Source organism: Aliiglaciecola lipolytica E3 (genome assembly GCF_000314975.1).
GTDB lineage: Bacteria > Pseudomonadota > Gammaproteobacteria > Enterobacterales > Alteromonadaceae > Aliiglaciecola > Aliiglaciecola lipolytica.
This window is the reverse complement of sequence record NZ_BAEN01000022.1, coordinates 203772-224948: the sequence shown is the minus strand read 5'-3', so window position 1 is coordinate 224948 and position 21177 is coordinate 203772. Positions and strand designations below refer to the sequence as shown.

Annotated in this window: 17 protein-coding genes; 15 read left to right on the top strand and 2 right to left on the bottom strand. The window is 42.3% G+C overall.

Going from position 1 to position 21177, the window contains the following annotated elements; all coding sequences use genetic code 11:
• Positions 1–18 precede the first annotated feature (18 nt).
• The 15 genes from GLIP_RS05500 (at position 19) to GLIP_RS05430 (ending at position 19416) form a co-directional block, all read left to right on the top strand.
• Positions 19–531, top strand: a complete 513-nt coding sequence (locus GLIP_RS05500; protein ID WP_008843600.1) for a prepilin-type N-terminal cleavage/methylation domain-containing protein — start codon at positions 19–21, stop codon at positions 529–531.
• Between the two features lie 42 nt (positions 532–573).
• Positions 574–1107 carry a type II secretion system protein gene (locus tag GLIP_RS05495; RefSeq protein ID WP_040521924.1) on the top strand — a complete coding sequence of 178 codons (534 nt, stop codon included), beginning with the start codon at positions 574–576 and terminating at the stop codon, positions 1105–1107.
• A complete protein-coding gene (locus tag GLIP_RS05490) occupies positions 1094–1708 on the top strand; it encodes a type IV pilus modification PilV family protein (RefSeq protein WP_008843598.1) in 615 nt (204 codons plus the stop codon). The genes GLIP_RS05495 and GLIP_RS05490 overlap by 14 nt, the downstream gene beginning before the upstream one ends.
• Positions 1708–2529 carry a prepilin-type N-terminal cleavage/methylation domain-containing protein gene (locus GLIP_RS05485; RefSeq protein WP_008843597.1) on the top strand — a complete coding sequence of 274 codons (822 nt, stop codon included), beginning with the start codon at positions 1708–1710 and terminating at the stop codon, positions 2527–2529. Before GLIP_RS05490 ends, GLIP_RS05485 begins: the two co-directional genes overlap by 1 nt.
• Positions 2519–2953 carry a hypothetical protein gene (locus GLIP_RS05480; RefSeq protein ID WP_008843596.1) on the top strand — a complete coding sequence of 145 codons (435 nt, stop codon included), beginning with the start codon at positions 2519–2521 and terminating at the stop codon, positions 2951–2953. Before GLIP_RS05485 ends, GLIP_RS05480 begins: the two co-directional genes overlap by 11 nt.
• 2 nt (positions 2954–2955) lie before the next feature.
• Positions 2956–8061, top strand: coding sequence for a DUF6701 domain-containing protein (locus GLIP_RS05475; protein WP_040521920.1), 5106 nt, complete (start codon positions 2956–2958; stop codon positions 8059–8061).
• A gap of 322 nt (positions 8062–8383) precedes the next feature.
• Positions 8384–9427, top strand: a complete 1044-nt coding sequence (locus GLIP_RS05470; protein ID WP_008843593.1) for a rod shape-determining protein — start codon at positions 8384–8386, stop codon at positions 9425–9427.
• 73 nt (positions 9428–9500) lie between these two features.
• On the top strand, positions 9501–10367 hold the full coding sequence (mreC, locus tag GLIP_RS05465; RefSeq protein ID WP_008843592.1) for a rod shape-determining protein MreC: 867 nt from the start codon (positions 9501–9503) through the stop codon (positions 10365–10367).
• Positions 10368–10369: 2 nt separating this feature from the next.
• Positions 10370–10846, top strand: coding sequence for a rod shape-determining protein MreD (mreD, locus tag GLIP_RS05460; RefSeq protein ID WP_008843591.1), 477 nt, complete (start codon positions 10370–10372; stop codon positions 10844–10846).
• 7 nt (positions 10847–10853) lie between these two features.
• Positions 10854–11438, top strand: a complete 585-nt coding sequence (locus GLIP_RS05455) for a Maf family protein (protein ID WP_008843590.1) — start codon at positions 10854–10856, stop codon at positions 11436–11438.
• On the top strand, positions 11428–12894 hold the full coding sequence (gene rng, locus GLIP_RS05450) for a ribonuclease G (protein ID WP_008843589.1): 1467 nt from the start codon (positions 11428–11430) through the stop codon (positions 12892–12894). The genes GLIP_RS05455 and rng overlap by 11 nt, the downstream gene beginning before the upstream one ends.
• Positions 12891–16742, top strand: a complete 3852-nt coding sequence (locus GLIP_RS05445) for a YhdP family protein (RefSeq protein ID WP_008843588.1) — start codon at positions 12891–12893, stop codon at positions 16740–16742. The genes rng and GLIP_RS05445 overlap by 4 nt, the downstream gene beginning before the upstream one ends.
• A gap of 2 nt (positions 16743–16744) precedes the next feature.
• Positions 16745–17557 (top strand): carbon-nitrogen hydrolase family protein, encoded by an 813-nt coding sequence (locus GLIP_RS05440; protein ID WP_008843587.1) that lies wholly within the window; start codon positions 16745–16747, stop codon positions 17555–17557.
• Positions 17550–18995 (top strand): metalloprotease TldD, encoded by a 1446-nt coding sequence (gene tldD, locus GLIP_RS05435; protein WP_008843586.1) that lies wholly within the window; start codon positions 17550–17552, stop codon positions 18993–18995. The genes GLIP_RS05440 and tldD overlap by 8 nt, the downstream gene beginning before the upstream one ends.
• A complete protein-coding gene (locus GLIP_RS05430; protein ID WP_153886271.1) occupies positions 18976–19416 on the top strand; it encodes a hypothetical protein in 441 nt (146 codons plus the stop codon). Before tldD ends, GLIP_RS05430 begins: the two co-directional genes overlap by 20 nt.
• Here GLIP_RS05430 and GLIP_RS05425 read toward each other — a convergent pair.
• Together GLIP_RS05425 and yjgA are read right to left on the bottom strand one after the other, a co-directional pair.
• Entirely contained in the window at positions 19373–20548 is a 1176-nt protein-coding gene (locus GLIP_RS05425) for an IS4 family transposase (protein WP_008843585.1), read from the bottom strand. The two genes, GLIP_RS05430 and GLIP_RS05425, sit on opposite strands and share 44 nt — an antisense overlap.
• Positions 20549–20664: 116 nt before the next feature.
• On the bottom strand, positions 20665–21174 hold the full coding sequence (gene yjgA, locus GLIP_RS05420) for a ribosome biogenesis factor YjgA (protein ID WP_008843584.1): 510 nt from the start codon (positions 21172–21174) through the stop codon (positions 20665–20667).
• Positions 21175–21177: the final 3 nt, after the last annotated feature.

The following is a 21177-nucleotide window of genomic DNA, read 5'->3' as shown; positions in this document are numbered from 1 at the left end:
AAAACTGAGGATAATACCATGCAACAACAACGCGGATTTACACTAATAGAATTGATCATTGTAATAGTGATTTTGGGGATCTTGGCAGTGACGGCTGCACCGAGATTTATTGATTTAAGCAGTGATGCTACCGCTTCTACACTTAAAGGTGTAAAAGCAGCAATGCAAAGTGGTGCGCAGCTAGTTTATGCAAAATCAGCTATTGCTGGTCAGCAAACAGTTGGTAATGCGGGTGACGCGACTTCACAAGTCTCTGTGAGTGGCGTAGACGTACAAACTGATTTTGGTTACCCAGATGCTGAACTGATGACAGAAGCTATGCTTGCTGGTTGGGTACAACTAGATATCGGCGTTGACTTCAATTTGGTCATTGGTGATGGTGACGCAGATACTCCAGCTGCAGGCACTTTTGGTATTGCACCAGGAGCAACTGCTACAGACTACACTAGTGATGCTTGCCATGTAATTTATGAAGATGCAGCCAGTGCTAATGGCGCTCCGACAATTACAGTAGTTGATACTGGTTGTTAATTAGCAAAGCCACTTTAAAACTGGTTTTGCAGATGTACAACGGTGAGGAACTCATCAGCCATTAATCATTCAATCGGCTTCACTTTAGTGGAGCTGATTGTTGTGGTTATATTGATTGGAATTCTTGCCGTTACCGTGGCCCCCCGTATTCAAAGCGGCGGGGGCGTAGCGGAATATACATATCAAGCGCGGCTCATATCTTCGTTGCGTACTATGCAACAACGCGCAATGAATGACACCCGCGATGGTTTTTGTTTTCAAGTCAACGTATTTACTGACGCAAACTCATCTTTTGGACCGCCAACTCTTACTTATTCCAACACCAATAAAACACTTTCCTGTTCGTCCACGATAGATACCAGTGAAAGCGCCGAATACGTAGTAGCAAACATAGATGAAATGTTAGCGGATAATGTGACTATCACCAGCGGTGGTGGCAGCATTAAGTTTAATCGTTTTGGTTGCCCAGATACAGGCAATGGCTTTTGCGCAAATAACGTAGAGGTGATTTTTCAGGGGGAAAGCACAGTAGGGGTTTGCATTGAGTCACAAGGGTATATTCATGCCTGTGATTAATCATAATCAACTAACAGTCCAACGCGGCTTTACGCTAATTGAGTTAATCGTCGGTATCGTGATTTTTGCAATCGCACTGACCTTTGTTACTAGCTTGATTGTTCCTCTTTCAGGAAAAAGTGTCGATCCGATTATGCAAGTTCGGGCTACTGAGTTGGCGAATACCTTTATTAAAGAAATTACAGCTAAAGCCTATGATGAAAATAGTTTGGGAAATAGGCGCTGTAACGACGATCTGAATAATGATGGCGACTATGATGATGCTGGCGAAATCGCTTGTACTGCATCTAACAATTTAGGACCCGATGCATCTGAAACTCGCACAGCTAGTCTCTCTAACTTTGATGATGTAGATGATTATAACGGCTTGCAACAGGGACGCGGATATACAGATTCGGTTATTCGCAATTCGTTAGGTGAAGAATTAATAATTGATGGTCAAAACCTTTATGCAGGCTTTAGTGTCTCAATAACGGTGACCTATGATGGCGACTTGAATGGCACTTCGGATTCTAATCAGTCGTCAAAATTGATTTTAGTGAATGTTGTAACCCCCAGTGATGAAACGTTGCAGTTTTCTGCATATCGGAGTAATTACTAATGCGCCGTTTTAAACATCAAGGCTTTACTCTTATTGAGCTCATAACGGTACTCGTGGTGTTAAGTGTAGTGTCGGTAGGTATAGCTGGGTTTATTCGCACAGGAACTGATATTTATGTTGATGTTGCTGAGCGTGACAAGTTGTTGAGTCAAGGTCGGTTTGCAGTTCAGCGTATGAATTTAGAAATACGTAATGCGTTACCTAACAGCTTACGGATCGCCGGCGATAGCAGTATTCAGTGTCTTGAATTCCAACCTATTTTGTTTAGCAGCTTCTATTTTGATATTCCGGTAGCCCCCGAGCCTGCAACCAATGAAATCAAGCTGATTGCCACCGATGCAGCCATTAATGAGTACAGTTATGAAAGTGGACAGGCATTGATTGTTTATCCCACTTCTGTAGATGATGTTTATGATATATCTTCGCGCAGGTACACACTTGGTGGGGAACCGGAACTTGATCCCTCAGACTCTAAAAAATTGCTCGTCACTTTAGCGTCTAATAGCCAATTTGAAACAGACTCCCCGAGTTCTAGGGCATATATAATTGGAGCACCGGTAAGTTATTGCGTAACAAACAATAAACTGTATAGAAAACAAGCGTATCCTACTTCGTTTAACCAAACTACGTCCATTTCCGGAGCCGTGTTGATGGCGGAACACGTTCAGAATGATTTAGCTGGGTCTGGGCAAGATAAGCCATTCCGTATTACCGAAGCGTCTCTCACTCGCAATGCGTTTGTGATTACATTATTAAGATTTGAGCTGAATGAGGAGCTCGTTGTGTTTAACAACGAGGTACATATTCCTAATGCGCCATAATTATCTTCACGCTAGTTTACAAAAACAGTCGGGTAGCATGATTGTGATAGCGCTATTTGTCATTATTGTCATGGCTCTTCTAGGGCTGACGATGGTGAAATTGTTAAATTCATCGGCAGACGCCGTTATCCATGAAGTATACGGTGCACGAGCTCTGCATGCTGCACAGTCTTCTATGGAAATTAACATCAAGTCAGCATTTCCTCTCACTCAGGATGGTGCTGGAAACTGTGATAGTTTGACTACTATTGCCTTTGCAACCGTGCCTGGATTACAGAATTGTTATGCGATTGCCAGTTGCACGTTAACTACCGGGTTCGTGGATGAAACCACGCAATATTATCATTTTGAGAGCACTGGTATTTGTAGTGCAGGCAAGGTTACTGCCAGCCGCAGTGTTGCTGTTGACGCAATTGTGGAATGATTATGCGCATTTTTATTAGTTTATATTTATTGTTTTATAGTGCCTTGGCCATAGGGGCACAATGTGAAGCAGTTTTTCCTAACGGAGTACAGAGTTACGCTAGCAACGGTTCGCTGACTATGGGTACAGGTTCGAAGGTAGTAAATGCCCCCTCGTCAGTTTTACCTTTCGTTTATGGCAATCTCAATGTTCGCAATGGCGACAGTTGTGGGTCAACTGATTGTACTGTGTCTGGCCGAGCATCGACGCAAATGGATAATAATTCAAGCTTCCCTTCTTTCAACGGAAGCAGCATTAACGTTAGAAGTGGTGTTATAGGAGAGGGGAATTATAACAGTAATGTTTACAATTCTGTGACCTTGAAATCGGGAACATCTTCCTTTTCTAATAACTACTCAACCTATTATATTAATAATTTCAATATTGAATCTGGCACTAATATTAATATGAAACCCGGTACATATTGGATAAAAAACTTTAATGTTAATAGTTCAAATTCCAGTAATGATATTGGTATTAATGTTGTGGGCAGTGGCACAGTTTATATATATGCGCAGAATGTCACGATAGATACAAATCGTGTGGTCAATGGAATGACAGATGACGCGATGATTATGTTGAGATCATTTAACAGTGTGATATTAAATTCGTATGCAGAAATGGATGCTTTAGTTTATGCGAATAATTCAGTAACTATCAATACAGGTGCAATTTTAACCGGTTCCATCGCGGCGAGATATGTCACATTAAACAGTTATGCAACGGTTAATTATGTTTCTAATCTTTTTGCCAAATACGAGTTTTCTGATGTGTGCGAGTATGAAGCGCCAAGCAGCCTACAGGCAAATTATCAGTTTAATGAGTCAGTATGGAGTGGTGACAATAGTATCCTGGATAGTTCTGGAAATGACTTACATGCAAGCCCTATTGGAGGTGTGTCTCCCATCTCGTATTCTGGAGGTAGCTGCCGACTGCTAGATGTACCTAGCAATACCAGTTCATCAGAAAAAGATGCCATTGATACAGGTATAGATATAAATGACTTAGGTAATTCTGGCAGTATTTCTTTTTGGTATCGAAGTAATTTGTCATGGTCTGATAGTACTAAAAGACAGCTTTTTGATGCGTCTAATCAAGCTCCCTCTCAAGACAAATATTTTTACTTATCATTAGGCGGTGGTCGGCTGCAGTTTGGTATTGAAGACGAAGATGACTACGATGTAACAGCCGATTACACGGGGCTTTCATATGACGCTGAACAATGGGTACACATCACGATTACATGGGATTTAGATAACAGTGAGCTCAAGATCTATCAAATTGCTAATGGTTCGGGTTACGTACTAACGACCACTGACGGCAATTTATCAGAGGTATTAGGCGATATGGACACCTTATATATTGGTGACAATCGCAGTAATTATATCGTACACCAAGGAACGGGGAATTCTGCCGACGGACAGTTTGAAGAAGTGCATATTTACAATTATGCCATTTCCACTCAAGAAGTTATCGACTTGGCCAGTTCTGAACCATCCTGCGATGAGCAAGACGGCGTTTTAGTTTCCCACTGGCCCATGAACGTTTGTTCTTTAAACGGTAGCGCAGATGAAGTGATAGATATTATCGCAGGAGCTAATGGGCAAGCGGTTGATGGGGCTGATATCGATGTTGATGGCAAACTTTGCCAAGCAAGTGAATATGCGGGTAACGGCGAACATATTAATATTCCTCATGATGACACCTTTGAGCTCACAAGCGGCACAATCTCGATGTGGTTCTTAATTGAAGATTTAGATGCACCAAATAACTCCTATTTAAATGGTCGAGCTTTGTTTTCTAAGGATTCTTCTGGGTTTGACAGTGGTGGTGGCCATTTAACTATTTGGGTGGGTGAGAATGGAAGTATCAATGCCAGACATCAGTCTACTTCAGATAGTTATTACGCACGTTCTTCTTCTGGCCAAGTATCTGAAAATCAATGGCATCAATTGGTCTACACCTTTGGACCAGATGGGATAAGAATTTATTTGGATAAACAGGCTGTTGCTAGAAATTCTTATACGGGCGGCATTTCCGGTAATCCAGAGCCAATCATATTAGGCGCAGGTGCTACCCATTCTGGGGATAACGAATCTTCACCGGGCGATCTCAAGGACTATTTTGCAGGAAAAATTGATGATGTTCGCTTGTATACAGGACAGCTGAGTCAAACTGAAATTGATAGTCTGTACGACGAAAGTGAAGATTCTTGCATAACCTGTGAAGTTGACATGTTAATGGCTCAATATCAATTTGAACAAAGTGAGTGGAATGGTTCTGGCTCGGTAACCGACACATCTAATAATGGATATCACGGTACCCCATTAGGATTAGCATCGCCAATTAATCCGTCCGAACAGGTTGCATGTCGAGCTATGGAAGTACCTTATAGCACCAGCCAAACGGGCGAGTTTTATGCGATTGATACAGGTTTAGATGTTAATAGTATTGGTAGTAAAGGAACAATTTCATTTTGGTATCGAAGCAATGAAGCATGGAATTCGGGTAATTCAAGACAACTTTTTGATGCTTCCACTAACGTAGGTAACGTAAACGATTCAAAATATTTCTATTTAAGTATCAATAGTGCCGGCAGGCTTGTGTTTGGAGCTGAAGATGATGCGGATAGAGGATTTGGCGCGCAAACAAGTTTACAGTATCGCTATGCCGCTGATACCTGGGTACATGTGGCTGTGTCCTGGGATTTAACTTCCGATAATGTCGAGTTCTACTTGGATGGTGTCGAACAAGCTTCTTCGAACCAAAGTGAAAACAACCTAAGTGATGAACTAGGTGAGTTGGATACTTTGTATATAGGCGATAATCGTAGTGGTTATTTTGTGGGTAGTAGCACACGAAATTCTGCAAATGGTGAATTTGACGATGTGCGAATTTACAATTACGTACAAAACAATACTCAAGTTAATTTCGATAAAGATGCATTGACAACCTGTTCTTTCGTTTACAAATATTTGATTGAACACGACGGTAGTGGGCTTACATGCGAAGCTGAACCTATAACGATAAAAGCCTGTGCTAATGATAGTTGCAGCGAACTTTATGACCAAGATATTACGGTTAATATGAGCCCAAATTCGGGCTGGCCAGATGGCGGTAGTGTCACAATTTTAGGCGATACGCCAGCTAGTTTAAGTTTAACCAAAACGACTACAGGGACAGTCACATTAGATGTGGAAAACGAAAATGTTGAATGTACCGGAGTACGCGGCGGAAGCTGTGATTTAACCTTTAGTGATGCTGGATTTCAGTTTATTGGAGCCACAGCAGCAGATCCGTTTCCAGATCAAATTTCTGAAAGTCGCTTTAGTGCAGCGCAGTTACGCGCTGTGAAGTCGGATGATGTGAATGGCAGCAATGTGTGCGTAGCCGCGCTGGAAGGACGTCAATCATTGGTGTTTAATTTGAGCTGTGACGATCCATCTACATGCTTAACTGCGATTGAAACCGGCAATACCAGTATCGTTGAAGGGTCTGATGCAAGCGTAACTTTAAGCTTCGATAGTGAAGGTGTGGCATCACTAAGCGGCTTTTCTTATGCAGACGCAGGACAAATTAGTTTATCGGTACAAGGAAACCTTGATGGCAGCAATTATACTCAAGGCACAACTCAATTTGTGGTTTATCCTGACTCTATTGTTGCAGAAACGGCTTCTGATACCGCTTTAAGTCGAGCTGGTGCTGAATTTATTGTTAACGTTTCAGCTCGAGGCAGTGAAAACGGTATTTTACCTAACTATCAACCGAAACAAGTTGAGTTATCACTTGAACGCACATTGCCAGAAAATATGAGTGGTCAAAGTGGTGTGCTTACTTATGCTCAAAGTGACACCATTGTTGCATCCGATAACGCGTCTTTTGAATCAAGCGTAATTAGCCTGAGAAACGGCAACATTTCCTATAACAACGGCATTTATTCTTTTACGGCTGATTACGCTGAATATGGCGCGGTCAACTTTGATATTCGGGATGCGAATTATTTTGATCATGTAATCGGCTCAGCTTCTGCAAGTGCTAGCCAACCTAAATTATTAGGGTTATTTTTACCCGCTTATTTTGATGTGTCAGCTAATACTCCTCAGCTTGCGGATAGTTGTGAACTGACATCCGGGTTTACGTATTTAGGACAAAGTAACGAGTTTGAAACTGCGCCACAGTTTGTGGTGACGGCATACAATGCTAAAGGAGAAATCACAACGCATTATCAAGAAGATACTTTGTGGTCATGGTTGGCTAACGCGGATGAAAATAGTATTGCTCTTTCAGATGACGGACACAGTGGAAGCATCAGCTTTTTTAATGCCGCGGATATGGATGTAACTGACGAAGGCGTGGCAGGGAGTCGCACATTAACTATAAACAATGCACAGATACTCTATTCAAAGTCTGTCACGCCTTATGGGGCGTTTTCTGCCAGTATGGAAATGAATATCTTACCTTCTTTTTTCACTGACGATACCTACGGTAGTGCGCCGATTTGTTACCACCAAAGTTATGCTGCAAATGATGACTGTGATACGGAAGATTCAGTTGCCGGGCTTGATGATACTAACAACCTAATTACGTTAACGAATATTAGCGGTACTGAATACCGTTGGGGACGAGTCACAATTGATAACGGGTTTGGTCCCGAAACAGAAAATCTATTGTTGGCCGTGTCTACTGAATACTATAACGGTTCTGCCTTTATCAGAAATACAGCAGATACTTGTACTGCGTTGACCCTAACGGCAAATAACTTTTCCGTTACTGATGCGAATAATGAGAGTTCGTCTGCGATTAGCGTAATGACAAGTAATTTTGGTGTTACCAGTGGGAAAACATTAAGTTTTGAAGGTATTGGCGTGGCCAACGTCGATAAGTCTGTCATGGGCGAATATCGAATTGAATTATTACCAGTAGGGGATAACACCATCACCTGGGATGATTATTTGCAATACGACTGGAATGGGGATGATAGTGGTATTGGCAATCCGTCGGCCATCGTGACGTTTGGCCAATTCCGAGGTAACGATCGGATCATACATTGGCGAGAAACAGGTAATTAGAGTAGTGCAGTACCTTCAGGTTTGTAGCATGGGATTTATCCCATGGCATGTTTAGATAATTTCGTGGGGCTAAAGCCCCACCTACAGATTTGTAGTATGGGAATTAGGATTTGCAGTTGTAGCATGGAATTTATCCCATGAATTTTGTGCTAAAAAGCACAATGCATTCCTTAAAATCTCACTTTTCCCCATCAATCACCTAAAAATCGTTATTCTTTAGTAGTTAACCGGCTATATATCTATTCTTTACTTGCTGATTCACAGGGGCATTGGTAAAGTTAGCGGATCATTATTACTATCTCCAACAGGGTGCGGTCTGTTCATGTTTAAAAAGCTTCGAGGAATGTTTTCAAACGATTTATCAATCGACCTCGGTACGGCAAATACGCTAATTTATGTCAAAGGTCAGGGAATCGTTTTGAACGAGCCCTCTGTAGTTGCTATTCGTCAGGAACGCGCAGGCGGGCCCAAAAGTGTCGCCGCGGTAGGTACTGCTGCGAAACAAATGCTTGGTAGAACACCTGGAAACATCAAAGCAATTCGTCCGATGAAAGATGGGGTCATCGCCGACTTCTACGTGACAGAAAAAATGCTTCAGCATTTTATTAAACAAGTTCATGACAATAACTTCCTTAAGCCTAGCCCTAGGGTTCTGGTTTGCGTGCCTTGTGGTTCAACGCAAGTCGAACGCCGTGCAATTCGTGAATCAGCGTTAGGTGCCGGAGCTAGGGATGTCTATCTCATAGACGAGCCAATGGCGGCGGCTATTGGTTCTGGATTACCTGTTTCTGAAGCGACAGGCTCTATGGTGGTTGATATCGGTGGTGGTACCACAGAAGTTGCTATCATTTCACTAAATGGCGTGGTTTATTCATCTTCGGTACGTATCGGTGGTGATAAATTTGATGAAGCTATCATCAACTATATTCGCCGTAACTTCGGTTCACTTATCGGTGAAGCGACGGCCGAACGTATCAAACACGAAATTGGTGCTGCTTATCCTGGTGAAGAGGTAAGAGAAATTGAAGTGCGTGGCCGTAATTTAGCCGAAGGTGTACCCAGAGGATTTATGCTCAACAGCAACGAAATACTAGAAGCGTTGCAAGAGCCGCTAACAGGTATTGTGTCTGCTGTTATGGTGGCATTGGAACAGTCACCACCTGAACTAGCCTCTGATATTTCTGAACGCGGCATGGTATTAACCGGCGGTGGTGCACTATTGAAAGATTTAGATCGTTTACTCATGGAAGAAACAGGTATTCCTGTAGTCATCGCTGATGATCCTTTAACCTGCGTTGCACGTGGTGGAGGTAAAGCGTTTGAGATGATAGACATTCATGGTGGTGACCTGTTTAGTTACGAATAGTCTGGACAAGGGAATAATTGTGTCAGACAAATTTGACGTTTTACAATCATTATCAAACAGGTATTTAGTTTAGATGAATACTATGTTTACACGAGGGCCATCCATTGTCAGCAGACTAGCGTTGGCCTTAGTTGTTTCTGTGGTATTGATTTTTGTCGACCACAAATACGACGGTTTCGCCTCAGTAAAAGTTTATTTAAACTCACTTGTGAGTCCCCTGCAATACATAGCAAGTCTTCCCGGACAAATCCTCAGCTCTAGTGCCGAAAAATTTTCCACCCACAAAAAGTTGCTTGAAGACAACGAACATTTAACGTTACAGGCGTTAAGCATGTCTGAAAAACTGCAGCAGTTTGAATTGTTAAAAGCTGAAAATGACCGACTACGAACGCTTTTAGGTTCACCTATCTCAGCACCTGTACAAAAAATGGTGACTGAACTAATGGCAGTGGATAATAACCCTTTTAGTTTGCAAATTATTGTTGATAAAGGTGCTATTAATGGGGTTTATGAAGGGCAAACTGTCCTTGATGATAAAGGCATTGTCGGGCAGATTATGGAAGTGGGCAGTACCAACAGCCGGGTTCTCTTGTTGGCCGACATTACCCATGCTATTCCTCTTCGAAATGCACGCAATAATGTGCAATTGATTGCTAATGGGTCGGGGCAATTTAATGAATTAATTCTGGAACATGTTGCTCACAGTGCTGATATTCAAGTGGGTGATTTGTTGGTGTCCTCAGGCTTGGGAAATATCTTTCCAGAAGGTTACCCCACCGCAACTATTACCTCTATAGTCCGTGACGAAAGTCGTCCTTTTGCGCAAGTGACCGCAACCCCCATTGCACAGCTCGACAGATTAAGATACTTGCTTTTATTGTGGCCGGATGATGCGCCTACTCAGCCCAACCTGCAGCAAACTGATCAATCGGTGAATTAGTCATGAAGCTTCGTAATTACATCATTCTGTTGAGTATTATTATTGCTTTGATTTTGCAAATCGTCCCTATGCCGTTAACGGTCGATCAATTTCGCCCTGATTGGGTATTATTGGTGTTGTCATATTGGGCGTTAGCACTCCCTACTCGGGTTAATGTAGGCGTTGCATTTATAGTCGGCCTGGTACTCGATATATTAATGGGCACAAGTTTGGGCGTGCATAGCTTCGCTTTGTGTATCAACATTTTTATTCTGGTTTCGAACTACCAACGATTACGTAATTATTCCTTGTGGCAGCAATCTTTTATCATAGGCACATTGGCAGCGCTTTATCACCTCGTCGTATTTTGGTTACAGCACTTGCAAACCGATGTTAGTTTTCTATTTAACTATCTCTGGCCGGTATTAACGACGATGTTAATGTGGCCTTGGATTTTTGCATTATTGCGCAAAGTCAGACGGCAATTCAGAATTACTTAAGGTCCGCATGTTATTGCTAGCATCCCAATCTCCAAGGCGAAGAGAGCTATTAACTCAATTAGGTGTGAAGTTTACTACACTTAATGTAGATATTGATGAAACTCAATTGATAAATGAACGCTCTAATGATTATGTCTCTCGTTTAGCGATAGAAAAAGCCAAGCAGGGTTGGCTACAAAGTCACGACATAAATGGCGCGTTGGGCGCAGATACTATTGTGGTTGTGGGGTCAGGTAATGATGAAGTGATTTTAGGTAAACCAACTGATTTTCAACATGCAAAATATATGTGGCAACAATTAAGTGGTAAGCAACATACTGTGATGACGGCAGTCGCCCTACAAACTAAAACACAATGTTATCAATGTATGGTTGCTACTCAGGTTTACTTCAAATCATTATCAGAAAGCGAAATGCATTGGTATTGGAACACCGGCGAACCTCATGACAAGGCCGGTGGATACGGTATCCAAGGCTTAGCGGGACAGTTTATTAAGCATATTAAAGGTAGTTATAGTGCGGTAGTAGGCTTACCTTTATATGAGACAAGTGAATTAATAAAACAGGCAGGAATTGAGCTGTATGAGTGCTGAATTACTAATAAATGTAACACCTTCAGAATCGAGAGTTGCCTTGATTGAAAACGGTATCTTGCAGGAGATACACGTTGAGCGCCATACCAAACGTGGCTTAGTAGGCAACATATATCGTGGCAAAGTAAGTCGTGTTCTTCCTGGAATGCAGGCCGCATTTGTCGATATCGGTTTAGATAAAGCCGCGTTTTTACATGCGTCAGATATTGCCTTTCATAATGAAGTCAGTGATGAGATGTCAACCACCGCAATTGCAAAAAAAGATATCAGAGATTTGCTGCGTGATGGTCAAGATATTGTTGTTCAGGTAGTAAAAGACCCGATTGGTACAAAAGGTGCCAGATTAACCACAGATATTACTATCCCATCACGTTATTTAGTGTTTATGCCCAGTGTTGACCACGTAGGGGTATCGCAAAGAATAGAAGATGAAGCAGAGCGAGAAAGGTTAAAGTCACTGGTGCAGGAATATTGTAGTGATGATGGTGGTTTTATTTTGCGTACCGCAGCAGAAGGTGTACAAGAAAAAGAACTGATATCGGATGCGGAATTTTTAAAACGTTTGTGGGCAAAAATTCAAACTCGTATGAAAGGTCGAAAAGGAAACGTGTTATACGAGGATTTACCCTTGGCGAGACGTGTACTTAGAGACTTCGTAGGTACACAACTGGATCGCATTCGTATCGATTCTAAACTGTCTTTTCAAGAGTTACAGCATTTCACTCAAGAGTACGTACCTGAGTTAAATAAGCTGCTCGAATATTATCAAGGCGAGCGCCCCATTTTTGATCTCTACGATGTGGAAAATGAAGCGCAACGTTCGTTAGAGCGTCGTGTCGAACTAAAATCAGGAGGTTACTTAATCATTGACCAAACTGAAGCCATGACCACGATCGACATTAATACAGGGGCATTTGTCGGTCATAGGAATCTCGAAGAGACCATTTTCAACACCAATATTGAAGCGACACAAGCGATTGCTCGTCAACTGAGACTCAGAAATTTAGGCGGTATGATTCTCATCGACTTCATCGATATGACCGATGAAGATCATAAACGCCGAGTCATGCACAGTTTAGAAGCTGCGACCAGCAAAGACCGGGCTAAATCTAACATTCATGGCTTCACTTCACTGGGGCTAATCGAGATGACCCGCAAGCGCACGCGCGAAAGTTTGGAACATATCCTGTGTGGCGAGTGTCCAGTATGTAAAGGGCGTGGTTCTATTAAAACTGTCGAAACGATATGTTTTGAGGTGATGCGTGAAATTGTTAGAGTGAATCGTGCCTATGACGCAGATAAATTCGTGGTATATGCGTCACAAGCGGTCGCTGAAGCGCTGATGGGGGAAGAGTCCCATATGTTAGCTGAATTAGAGGTATTTGTGTCAAAACAAATAAAAGTGCAAACAGAATTGTTATATAACCAAGATAAGTTCGATGTGGTAATGATGTGAAGTCAGCTTCCTACTATGCCGCTTACTTAGTTAAAAAACTATGGACGCTAGCAGCTATTTTGCTAGTGCTTGTAGCTGTGAGCATCAGCATAGTGCGCTTTTCTTTACCCTACATGGACGAAAATAAGCAACGCATTGAAACCTTTTTAAGTGACCGTTACGGCATAGATTTAAGTATTGGAGAGCTTAGCGCAAATTGGGCTAAAAGTGGTCCATCACTTGTCCTCAAAGATGTAAAGCTCAAACAAGACCAACAATCACCAATTGGTTTAGAAATAAGCGAAACGCAAATTGAAATCGATTTTTGGGGTTCAATCGTTGCCAGACAAATTCAGTCTCGACGGTTTGAACTCAACGGGCTAGCGCTATCTATTAATCTGGCACGTATTCAAAGTTCAGAAAGCGGCTTTCCCGTGGTGGATGCCCTAGAAGACTTATTCTTGCAGCAACTGCATCGCTTTTCCGTTCGCAATAGTGTAATTGACGTGACCACACGTTATGACCAACAGTTAATTCAAGTACAGCAATTGAGTTGGGTAAACAAGGATGAGCGTCACCAAGCAGTAGGCCAATTAAGAGTCGTTGAGTTGGCCAATAACTCAACGACTTTCATGCTTGATCTGACAGGCAACAAAGACAATCTCAGCGGTACATTTTATGCCCGAGGTGAAGAACTCGATTTATCTCCTTGGTTAAATCAGCTAATTCGCACCCAGAATCAACTAACTCAAAGTAGAGGTAATTTTACGTTTTGGGCAGAACTAAATCAAAGCCGTATTGAAAGTGTGCAAATGCAACTGGATAAAAGTGAGTTTTCTTGGACTTCTCCTGAAAGTAAGGTTGATGCAGCGATTATTGGCGGCAATATTCGTGGTGTGCCTGATCAGTTTGGCTGGCAAGTAAATATTGATGATTTAATCTTAGAATCAAATCAACAAAGCTTGGTTACCAGTTGGAAGGGACACATAGGTCGTGACGGTAATACGCATTTCAATATGCAAGCACCGGTAAATCTGCAATCACTATTGCCCGTTTTACCGCTCGCGTTTGACAAACAAACAATAGATTTTTTTGATCAACTTGATCCGAATGTGCGCGTTGACGAGCTAGCGATGTTGGTTGGTAAACAGTTTTTAGCTACTGCTAATTTTTCTAATGTGAGCTGGAATCAAGTGGATGCCTTACCCGGTGTTAGTGGGTTATCAGGTCGCTTTAGTATGTACGACAACCTAGGCAAACTAACCATTTCGGGAAGTAATGGCGAATTTACTGCTAATAATACGTTGGATACGAATTTAATCTACGATTCCATCGATCTTGAAGCATTATTGGACTGGCAGCCCAGAGGATTGATCGTTGAGATACCACAGCTATCTTTGGCAGGTCCAGATCTTAATTTAGCGTTGCAAATGGCGTTTGATAGCAAAAGCAATCAATTAGATCTTAGTGCTAATATTGGTGAGATAAGTGCTGCTCAGGTAAAACAACTGTTCCCTGATCAATATATGGGGGCCGAGACCAAAAAATATTTGCAGAATGCGATGCTAAGTGGACAGATTGCTGCTACTCAAGTGTTGTGGCAAGGAGCGCTAGATCAATTTCCATTTGCAGAAAATCAGGGCGTTTTTCAAATTACTGTTGATGTTAATAATAGTGAGTTCAAGTTTGATCCAAATTGGCCGAAGCTCACCGATTTAGATATAGATTTATTGTTTGAAAATAAAAGCCTGTCTATGCTGGCTCACAAAGGTAAATTAAAGAATGTCGCTTTATCTCAACTTAAAGCCGTTATTCCTGTTCTGAACAACAGTGCGGTACTCAATATAGATGCAGATGTAAGTGCGAACAGCAGCGAAGTAACAGAATTAATACTCGATAGCTTTTTGGCAGACAACTTAGGTGCAGTGCTGACGGATGGCGTAAACGTCAGTGGTATGTTGGCCACCAAATTAGATTTACATATTCCTTTATCTGGTAAAGACGTAATGGCAAAGGGAGAAGTCCGTCTTAATGGCAATCCTGTCTATTTGCCCAGTTTGAAGTTAAATTTTGACAAAATGCACGGGGTCGTTTCGTTTGCTAATGAAAAAGTTAACTTTAATGGGTTAACGGGGGAGCTGCTAGGTCAAAAAATCTCAGCTAACTTCGCTGGGCACTCAGATTCTTCGGGTGCTTACAAAGCAGATATTGAACTGCAAGGTGACTGGCAATTGCAGCCGTTATTGTCACAACATCAGCCTAGCCTAAACGAATATGTTAAGGGTAAAAGTGCTTGGCAGGCCAATACTCAACTAACACTAAACAAAGACAGTTACGCATATGAGTTTGAGTTAATTAGCAATTTACAGGGTCTAGAGTCAGTTTTACCTGCACCATTTAATAAAAATAGTGAAGATGAAACAGTATTTTTTGTGACGGGTAAAGGTGAAGACCAAGCATCTAATTTCAGTTTTCTGTTAGGGGAATCCATATCATTTGAAGGTGTACTCCCACACGATACGATGCAATTTTCCCGCGCTCATTTATCTATTGGCGAAAGTGAATCTTTAGCGATGGGACTTGGGTTTAGTATATCGGCTAACGTGCAGCAAGCTAACTTCGATGCTTGGTATCAAGTCATTTCAAATATCATTAGTGACCTACCCAGTGGCAATGAAACCCCTATTTTGTCAGCACCACAACGGGTTTACGTGAACGCTGATACGATGATAGTCGCTGGCCAGAAAATTAATCAACTTGAATTAGTCGCAAAACACTCCACTGACGATTGGCTTTTAGAGTTTAATGCCGATCAAATTAGAGCCAAAGTAACCCTGTACGATGATTGGTTAAATCGTGGGGTAGATATTCGCGCTGATTTTATAGATTTAGCGCAGTGGCACGAAGATCCAAGCGAACTGCAAACGCCGCAACCCATATTACAGAATCTCCCTCCTGTTTCATTTGACTGTAAAAGCTGTCGGATCTTTGGACACGACCTAGGTAAGGTCGATTTTTCACTATCTCGGGCCCCTACGGGTATGCAAATCGATAGTTTACGGTTAAATAATAGTAATGGTATTTTGTATGCTAGCGGAGATTGGTTTATCTCACCAGAAAGAACAAGTACAGACCTCAAAGGTGAGCTTAGTAGTCCAGATTTCGGTGCATTTTTGAAGGGATTCGGATTTGATTCTGGAATTAAAGACTCCAAAGCGAATTTTAAATTTGATCTCAGTTGGCAAGACTCGCCACACAAATTTTCCCTAGCCAGCCTCAAAGGGGGGATTGATTGGCGTTTAACAGACGGTTATTTATCTGATGTGAGTGACAAAGGGGCGCGCATATTCAGTATCTTAAGCTTACAATCTTTGGTTAGAAAACTCAGTTTAGATTTCAGAGATGTATTTGCTAAAGGCTTCTTCTACGACAAAATGAATGGCTCATTTCAAATTGTTAATGGCAAAGCCGATACCCGAGATATGGTCATAGACGGTGCCGCAGGAGAAATGCTGATTGCGGGTTATACTGATTTAACCAGTAAAGAATTGAGCTATCAAATTGAGTTTGCGCCAAATGTGACTTCGAGCTTACCCTTACTTGTGTACTGGATGGTAAACCCTGCTACGGCTATTGCGGCCTTAGCGATTGATCAGGTACTTACAGAAGCAAAAGTTATTTCTAATGTAAAATACTCAGTCACAGGGACCTTAGATGATCCTATTCTGACTGAATTGGATAGAAAGAGTAAAGAGGTCGCGTTACCTGCCAGAAACATACCTAATAAAAAAGATGTTGAAGACAAACCTCCGCAGGTATTGCCCGACGAACGAGTAAATTTGCAAATCAATAATGATACAAGGGGTTAATAATGGCTAATTTGGTGGCATGTCAGCTCGTGTCTAGTCCAGATGTATCGGTTAATCTGAAACAGGTTGAAGATTTTATTGCACAGCAAAACGCTGGTGATTTAGTTGTCTTGCCAGAATGTTTTGCGTGTTTTGGCGCAGGTGATGCAGCTTTGCTATCGATAACTGAGGAATTGGATGAGGGTCCGATTCAGTGCGCCTTATCGGCAATGGCCGCCAAATACAAAGTTTGGTTAGTCGCAGGTACTATTCCCTTATCAACCATTAAGTCGGGTAAATATACAGCGTCTTGTTTGGTTTTTGACGATGCCGGTCGTCGCGTAGATGAGTATCAAAAGATTCATTTATTTGACGTAGAAGTAGAAGATGGGACCCGCAATTACCTGGAATCAAAATACACACAAGCCGGCGAAAAGGTCGTTGTCGTGGATTCACCTTTTGGAAAAATCGGCGTCGCAGTGTGTTATGATGTGCGCTTCGCTGGCATGTTTGTGGCAATGGGTGATATTGACGTGCTGGTATTACCTAGTGCTTTTACTCGCACCACTGGTAAAGCCCATTGGGAACCTTTGTTAAAAGCCAGAGCGATTGAAAAGCAATGTTATTTAGTGGCCGCCAATCAAGGCGGTGTGCATGCCAATGGTCGAGAAACTTACGGTCATTCATGTGTGATATCGCCTTGGGGTGAAACATTATCAGAAATTGCCACAGGAACTGGAACGGCAAAAGCAAAGTTTGAACCTTCCGAAATCAGTAGAATTCGAACCAATATGCCGGTTCAGCAACATAATCAATTCAGGAGTTACCTTGTCTAATTTGGTTGAAAAAAATTTATTACATGCCGCAGATTTGGATTCTGGCAAAGTGGTATCCGCGTTAGATCTGATATGTCAGCATCAAAATGATTTTGCCGATATCTATTTTCAATCAAGTCAACACGAAAGCTGGGTGCTAGAAGACGGAATTATTAAAGACGGTAGCTACAATATTGAAAAAGGCGTCGGCGTGCGTGCCGTTAGCGGTGAAAAGACAGGCTTCGCTTATTCTGACGATATTAGTTTGGAAGCGTTAACAAAAGCAGCAACAGCATCTCGCACGATCGCCAACTCCGGTGGAAACTTTAAAGTCAAAGCTAGCAGTAAAAAACAAACCACCGCCCGATACTATGCTCAAAACCCTATTTTGGACATGCAAGAGCACCAAAAAATCACTTTGCTTCAAGATGTTGATAAGTATATTCGCGATCAAGAACCATTAGCCACACAGGTTGTGGTGAGTATTAGTGGCGTGTATGAAGAAGTTTTAGTTGCCGCCACAGATGGTACTTTTAGCACAGATATCAGACCTCTTATTCGACTTAACTGTTCCATATTAATTGAAAATCAAGGGCGTCGTGAGCGTGGTAGTGCGGGCATGGGCGGACGTTACGGTTATCAATATTTTTTAAAAAATGAAGGTGATAAACCTCGTTTTCAACTGCTTGCCGATGAAGCAATCCATATGGCACGAATTAATATGCAAGCTATTGATGCGCCAGCGGGATTGATGCCAGTTGTATTAGGTGCTGGCTGGCCTGGAGTGTTGCTACATGAAGCTGTAGGTCATGGTCTTGAAGGGGATTTTAATCGTAAAGGTGCTTCAACTTTCAGCGGGAAAATGGGTAAACAAGTCGCGGCAAAAGGAGTCACAGTCGTTGATGACGGTACACTCGCTGATCGACGAGGCTCATTATCTGTTGATGACGAAGGTACACCGTCTCAACGAAATGTCTTAATTGAAGATGGAATATTAACTGGCTACATGCAAGACAAGTTAAATGCGCGACTAATGGGAGTTAACCCAACAGGAAATGGTCGTAGAGAATCTTATGCGCATCTACCTATGCCCAGAATGACTAATACGTTTATGTTAGAAGGGCAATACAGCCCAGAAGAAATTATTAGTAGTATTGATAAAGGTATTTATGCTCCTAACTTTGGTGGTGGGCAGGTCGACATTACTTCCGGTAAATTTGTGTTTTCAACCTCAGAGGCCTATCTGATTGAAAAAGGAAAAATCACCACGCCGATTAAAGGTGCTACGTTGATCGGTAACGGCCCTGAAGTTATGCAAAAAATATCGATGATTGGCAATAACCTGAGTTTAGATAAAGGTGTCGGGGTTTGCGGAAAAGACGGACAAAGTGTTCCCGTTGGCGTTGGCCAGCCGACTCTTAAAGTGGACGAATTAACCGTTGGGGGAACATCACTGTAGCGCGGGATTTATCCCGTGGAGTCGTGATTTTTATCGCGGGGCTAAAGCCCCACCTACAGGTAGCATGGGATTTATCCCGTGGAGTCGTGATTTTTATCGCGGGGCTAAAGCTCCACCTACAGGTAGCATGGGATTTATCCCGTGGAATTGTGATTTTTATCGCGGGGCTACAGCCCCACCTACAGGTAGCATGGGATTTATCCCATGGAGTCGTGATTTTTATCGCGGGGCTACAGCCCCACCTACAGCTAGCGCGGGATTTATCCAATGGAGTTGTGATTTCTATCGCGAGGCTAACGCCTCACCTACAGGTAGCACGGGATTTATCCCGTGGAGTTGTAGCATGGGATTTATCCTGAGGGATCCCCACAGCGGCATCAACATTTTGCATCCTCCACTAGGGCTTCGATGGATGCTTTGAGCATGTTCTCATTTAGATAAAACCGAGAATGCTTGAGCAGTCTCAGAGCTAAATACCCGTAAGATAGTACGCGCCGGCTCGTGGTGGTGTTTGCTTGGAAATGGCGGTGATAGCCCTGGGCTTCTGCCGCTTTACCCACACAGTATAGATAGAATTGTACCATCATGGCTAAGAGTAAAATGACTTGCAGACGTTTTTCACAGCGACTTAAACTACGGGATAATCCCAGTCCATAGTATTCATTTTTACAATCTCTAAACGATTCTTCAATGGCCATTCTACGTGAATATAAATGGACAAGCTTATTCGCACTGAATTGATGCTGCGGAAGGTTGGAGACTAAGAACCAAGGCTCTTTGGCTGACTTGCTATGACGCTTATTAATATTGTCTTTGGTCACCACCCCTTTTCTATTTACATTATGTCGTTGTTTGTTTTTCCCTTTGAATAAAACGCCTCGACACGAATACTGACTTCTTTTCGATAAAGTACAAACGGGAAGCTCCATGGCCTTAGAAGAGGCTCGAGTATGATAATCACTTACGTAGCGCCATTGATTTTCCGTCGCCAATTTACATTTCACACTGCCGCGGGTTCTTGCCAACCAATACCAGTTGAGTCGGCTCACTTCCTTAAACCAAGGTATTTTAAACCCGGCATCTGTGCAAATAATCGGTTGGCAGTCACTCGGTAAGAGTTTAGCTAACCTAGCTAAAAAACGTTTCTGAATCACCGGCTGAGCATGTTGTTCCTCAGGATGCACCTCCTCATACAAGGTAATCGCCCGTCCTTTAATGGAGATTGCTGCTCTTAACATCACAAAGTTATAGTTGTACACCGTTGACCAGTCAATATGAATTAACGGATGTTTATCCGTGATAAACAAGCTTTGTATGATTTGATAATAGCGAGGAATAACCCGGTGTAGTCGAGGATTTCCCAACAGTCGGTCAATCCGTTTAATACTGTGCTTTTCAATGCCACCAGTGTCACAAGCCGCATTTCTTCCCATCGCTGTTAAGGTTAATTCAGAGCCATTTATGAGGCTTTTAGCAGCGGTAAACAGTGAGGTGGTAATACGCGGATCTAAAACGTTTGAATCTAAGGTAAATAAATCTGATAATAGCTTCATAGTGCTTGAGTTTGGTTATTTTTGTTTTGTGGTGAAATATATAATACCAAATTTCAAGCACTTACTTCTTTTTACTGTGGGGATTCTTCAGGATTTATCCCATGGAATGGCAGGTCCTACAAGTTTTCCTTGAGATATTGAAACAATTCTCTAGCCGCTTTAGGTGGCTTATTCAATTCTTGCTGCTTTTTTGCTTGTCGTGCGTATTGACGTAACTTTTGACGATCTAATTCAGGGTGCTCATTTAATAAGGCTTCAATGTGTTTGTCGCCCAACAATACCTTATCCCGAGCTTCTTCCACATGATGGAACTGTTTGGTTTGCTGACGGTGAGCCATCTGCAATTGATCCAACGCGAGCTGAATTGGCTGAGTGTCTCGATGACGCATCAATTTTCCAATTAATTGCAATTGGCGTCGGTACCCATCTTTTTTCTTGTTGATTCTGCGGGCTAGTTCAACAGCATCGGCCAGTTCATCGTCCATTGGGATCTTGGCTAATGAAGCTGCACCTAGATCTACTAATGTCTCTCCCAACTTTTGGATAGCAAGACTTTCCTGCTTAAGTTGAGTTTTGCTTTTGATTTCTTGATCTGCACCGTTTTCGGTAAAATTCGTATCGCTCATGAT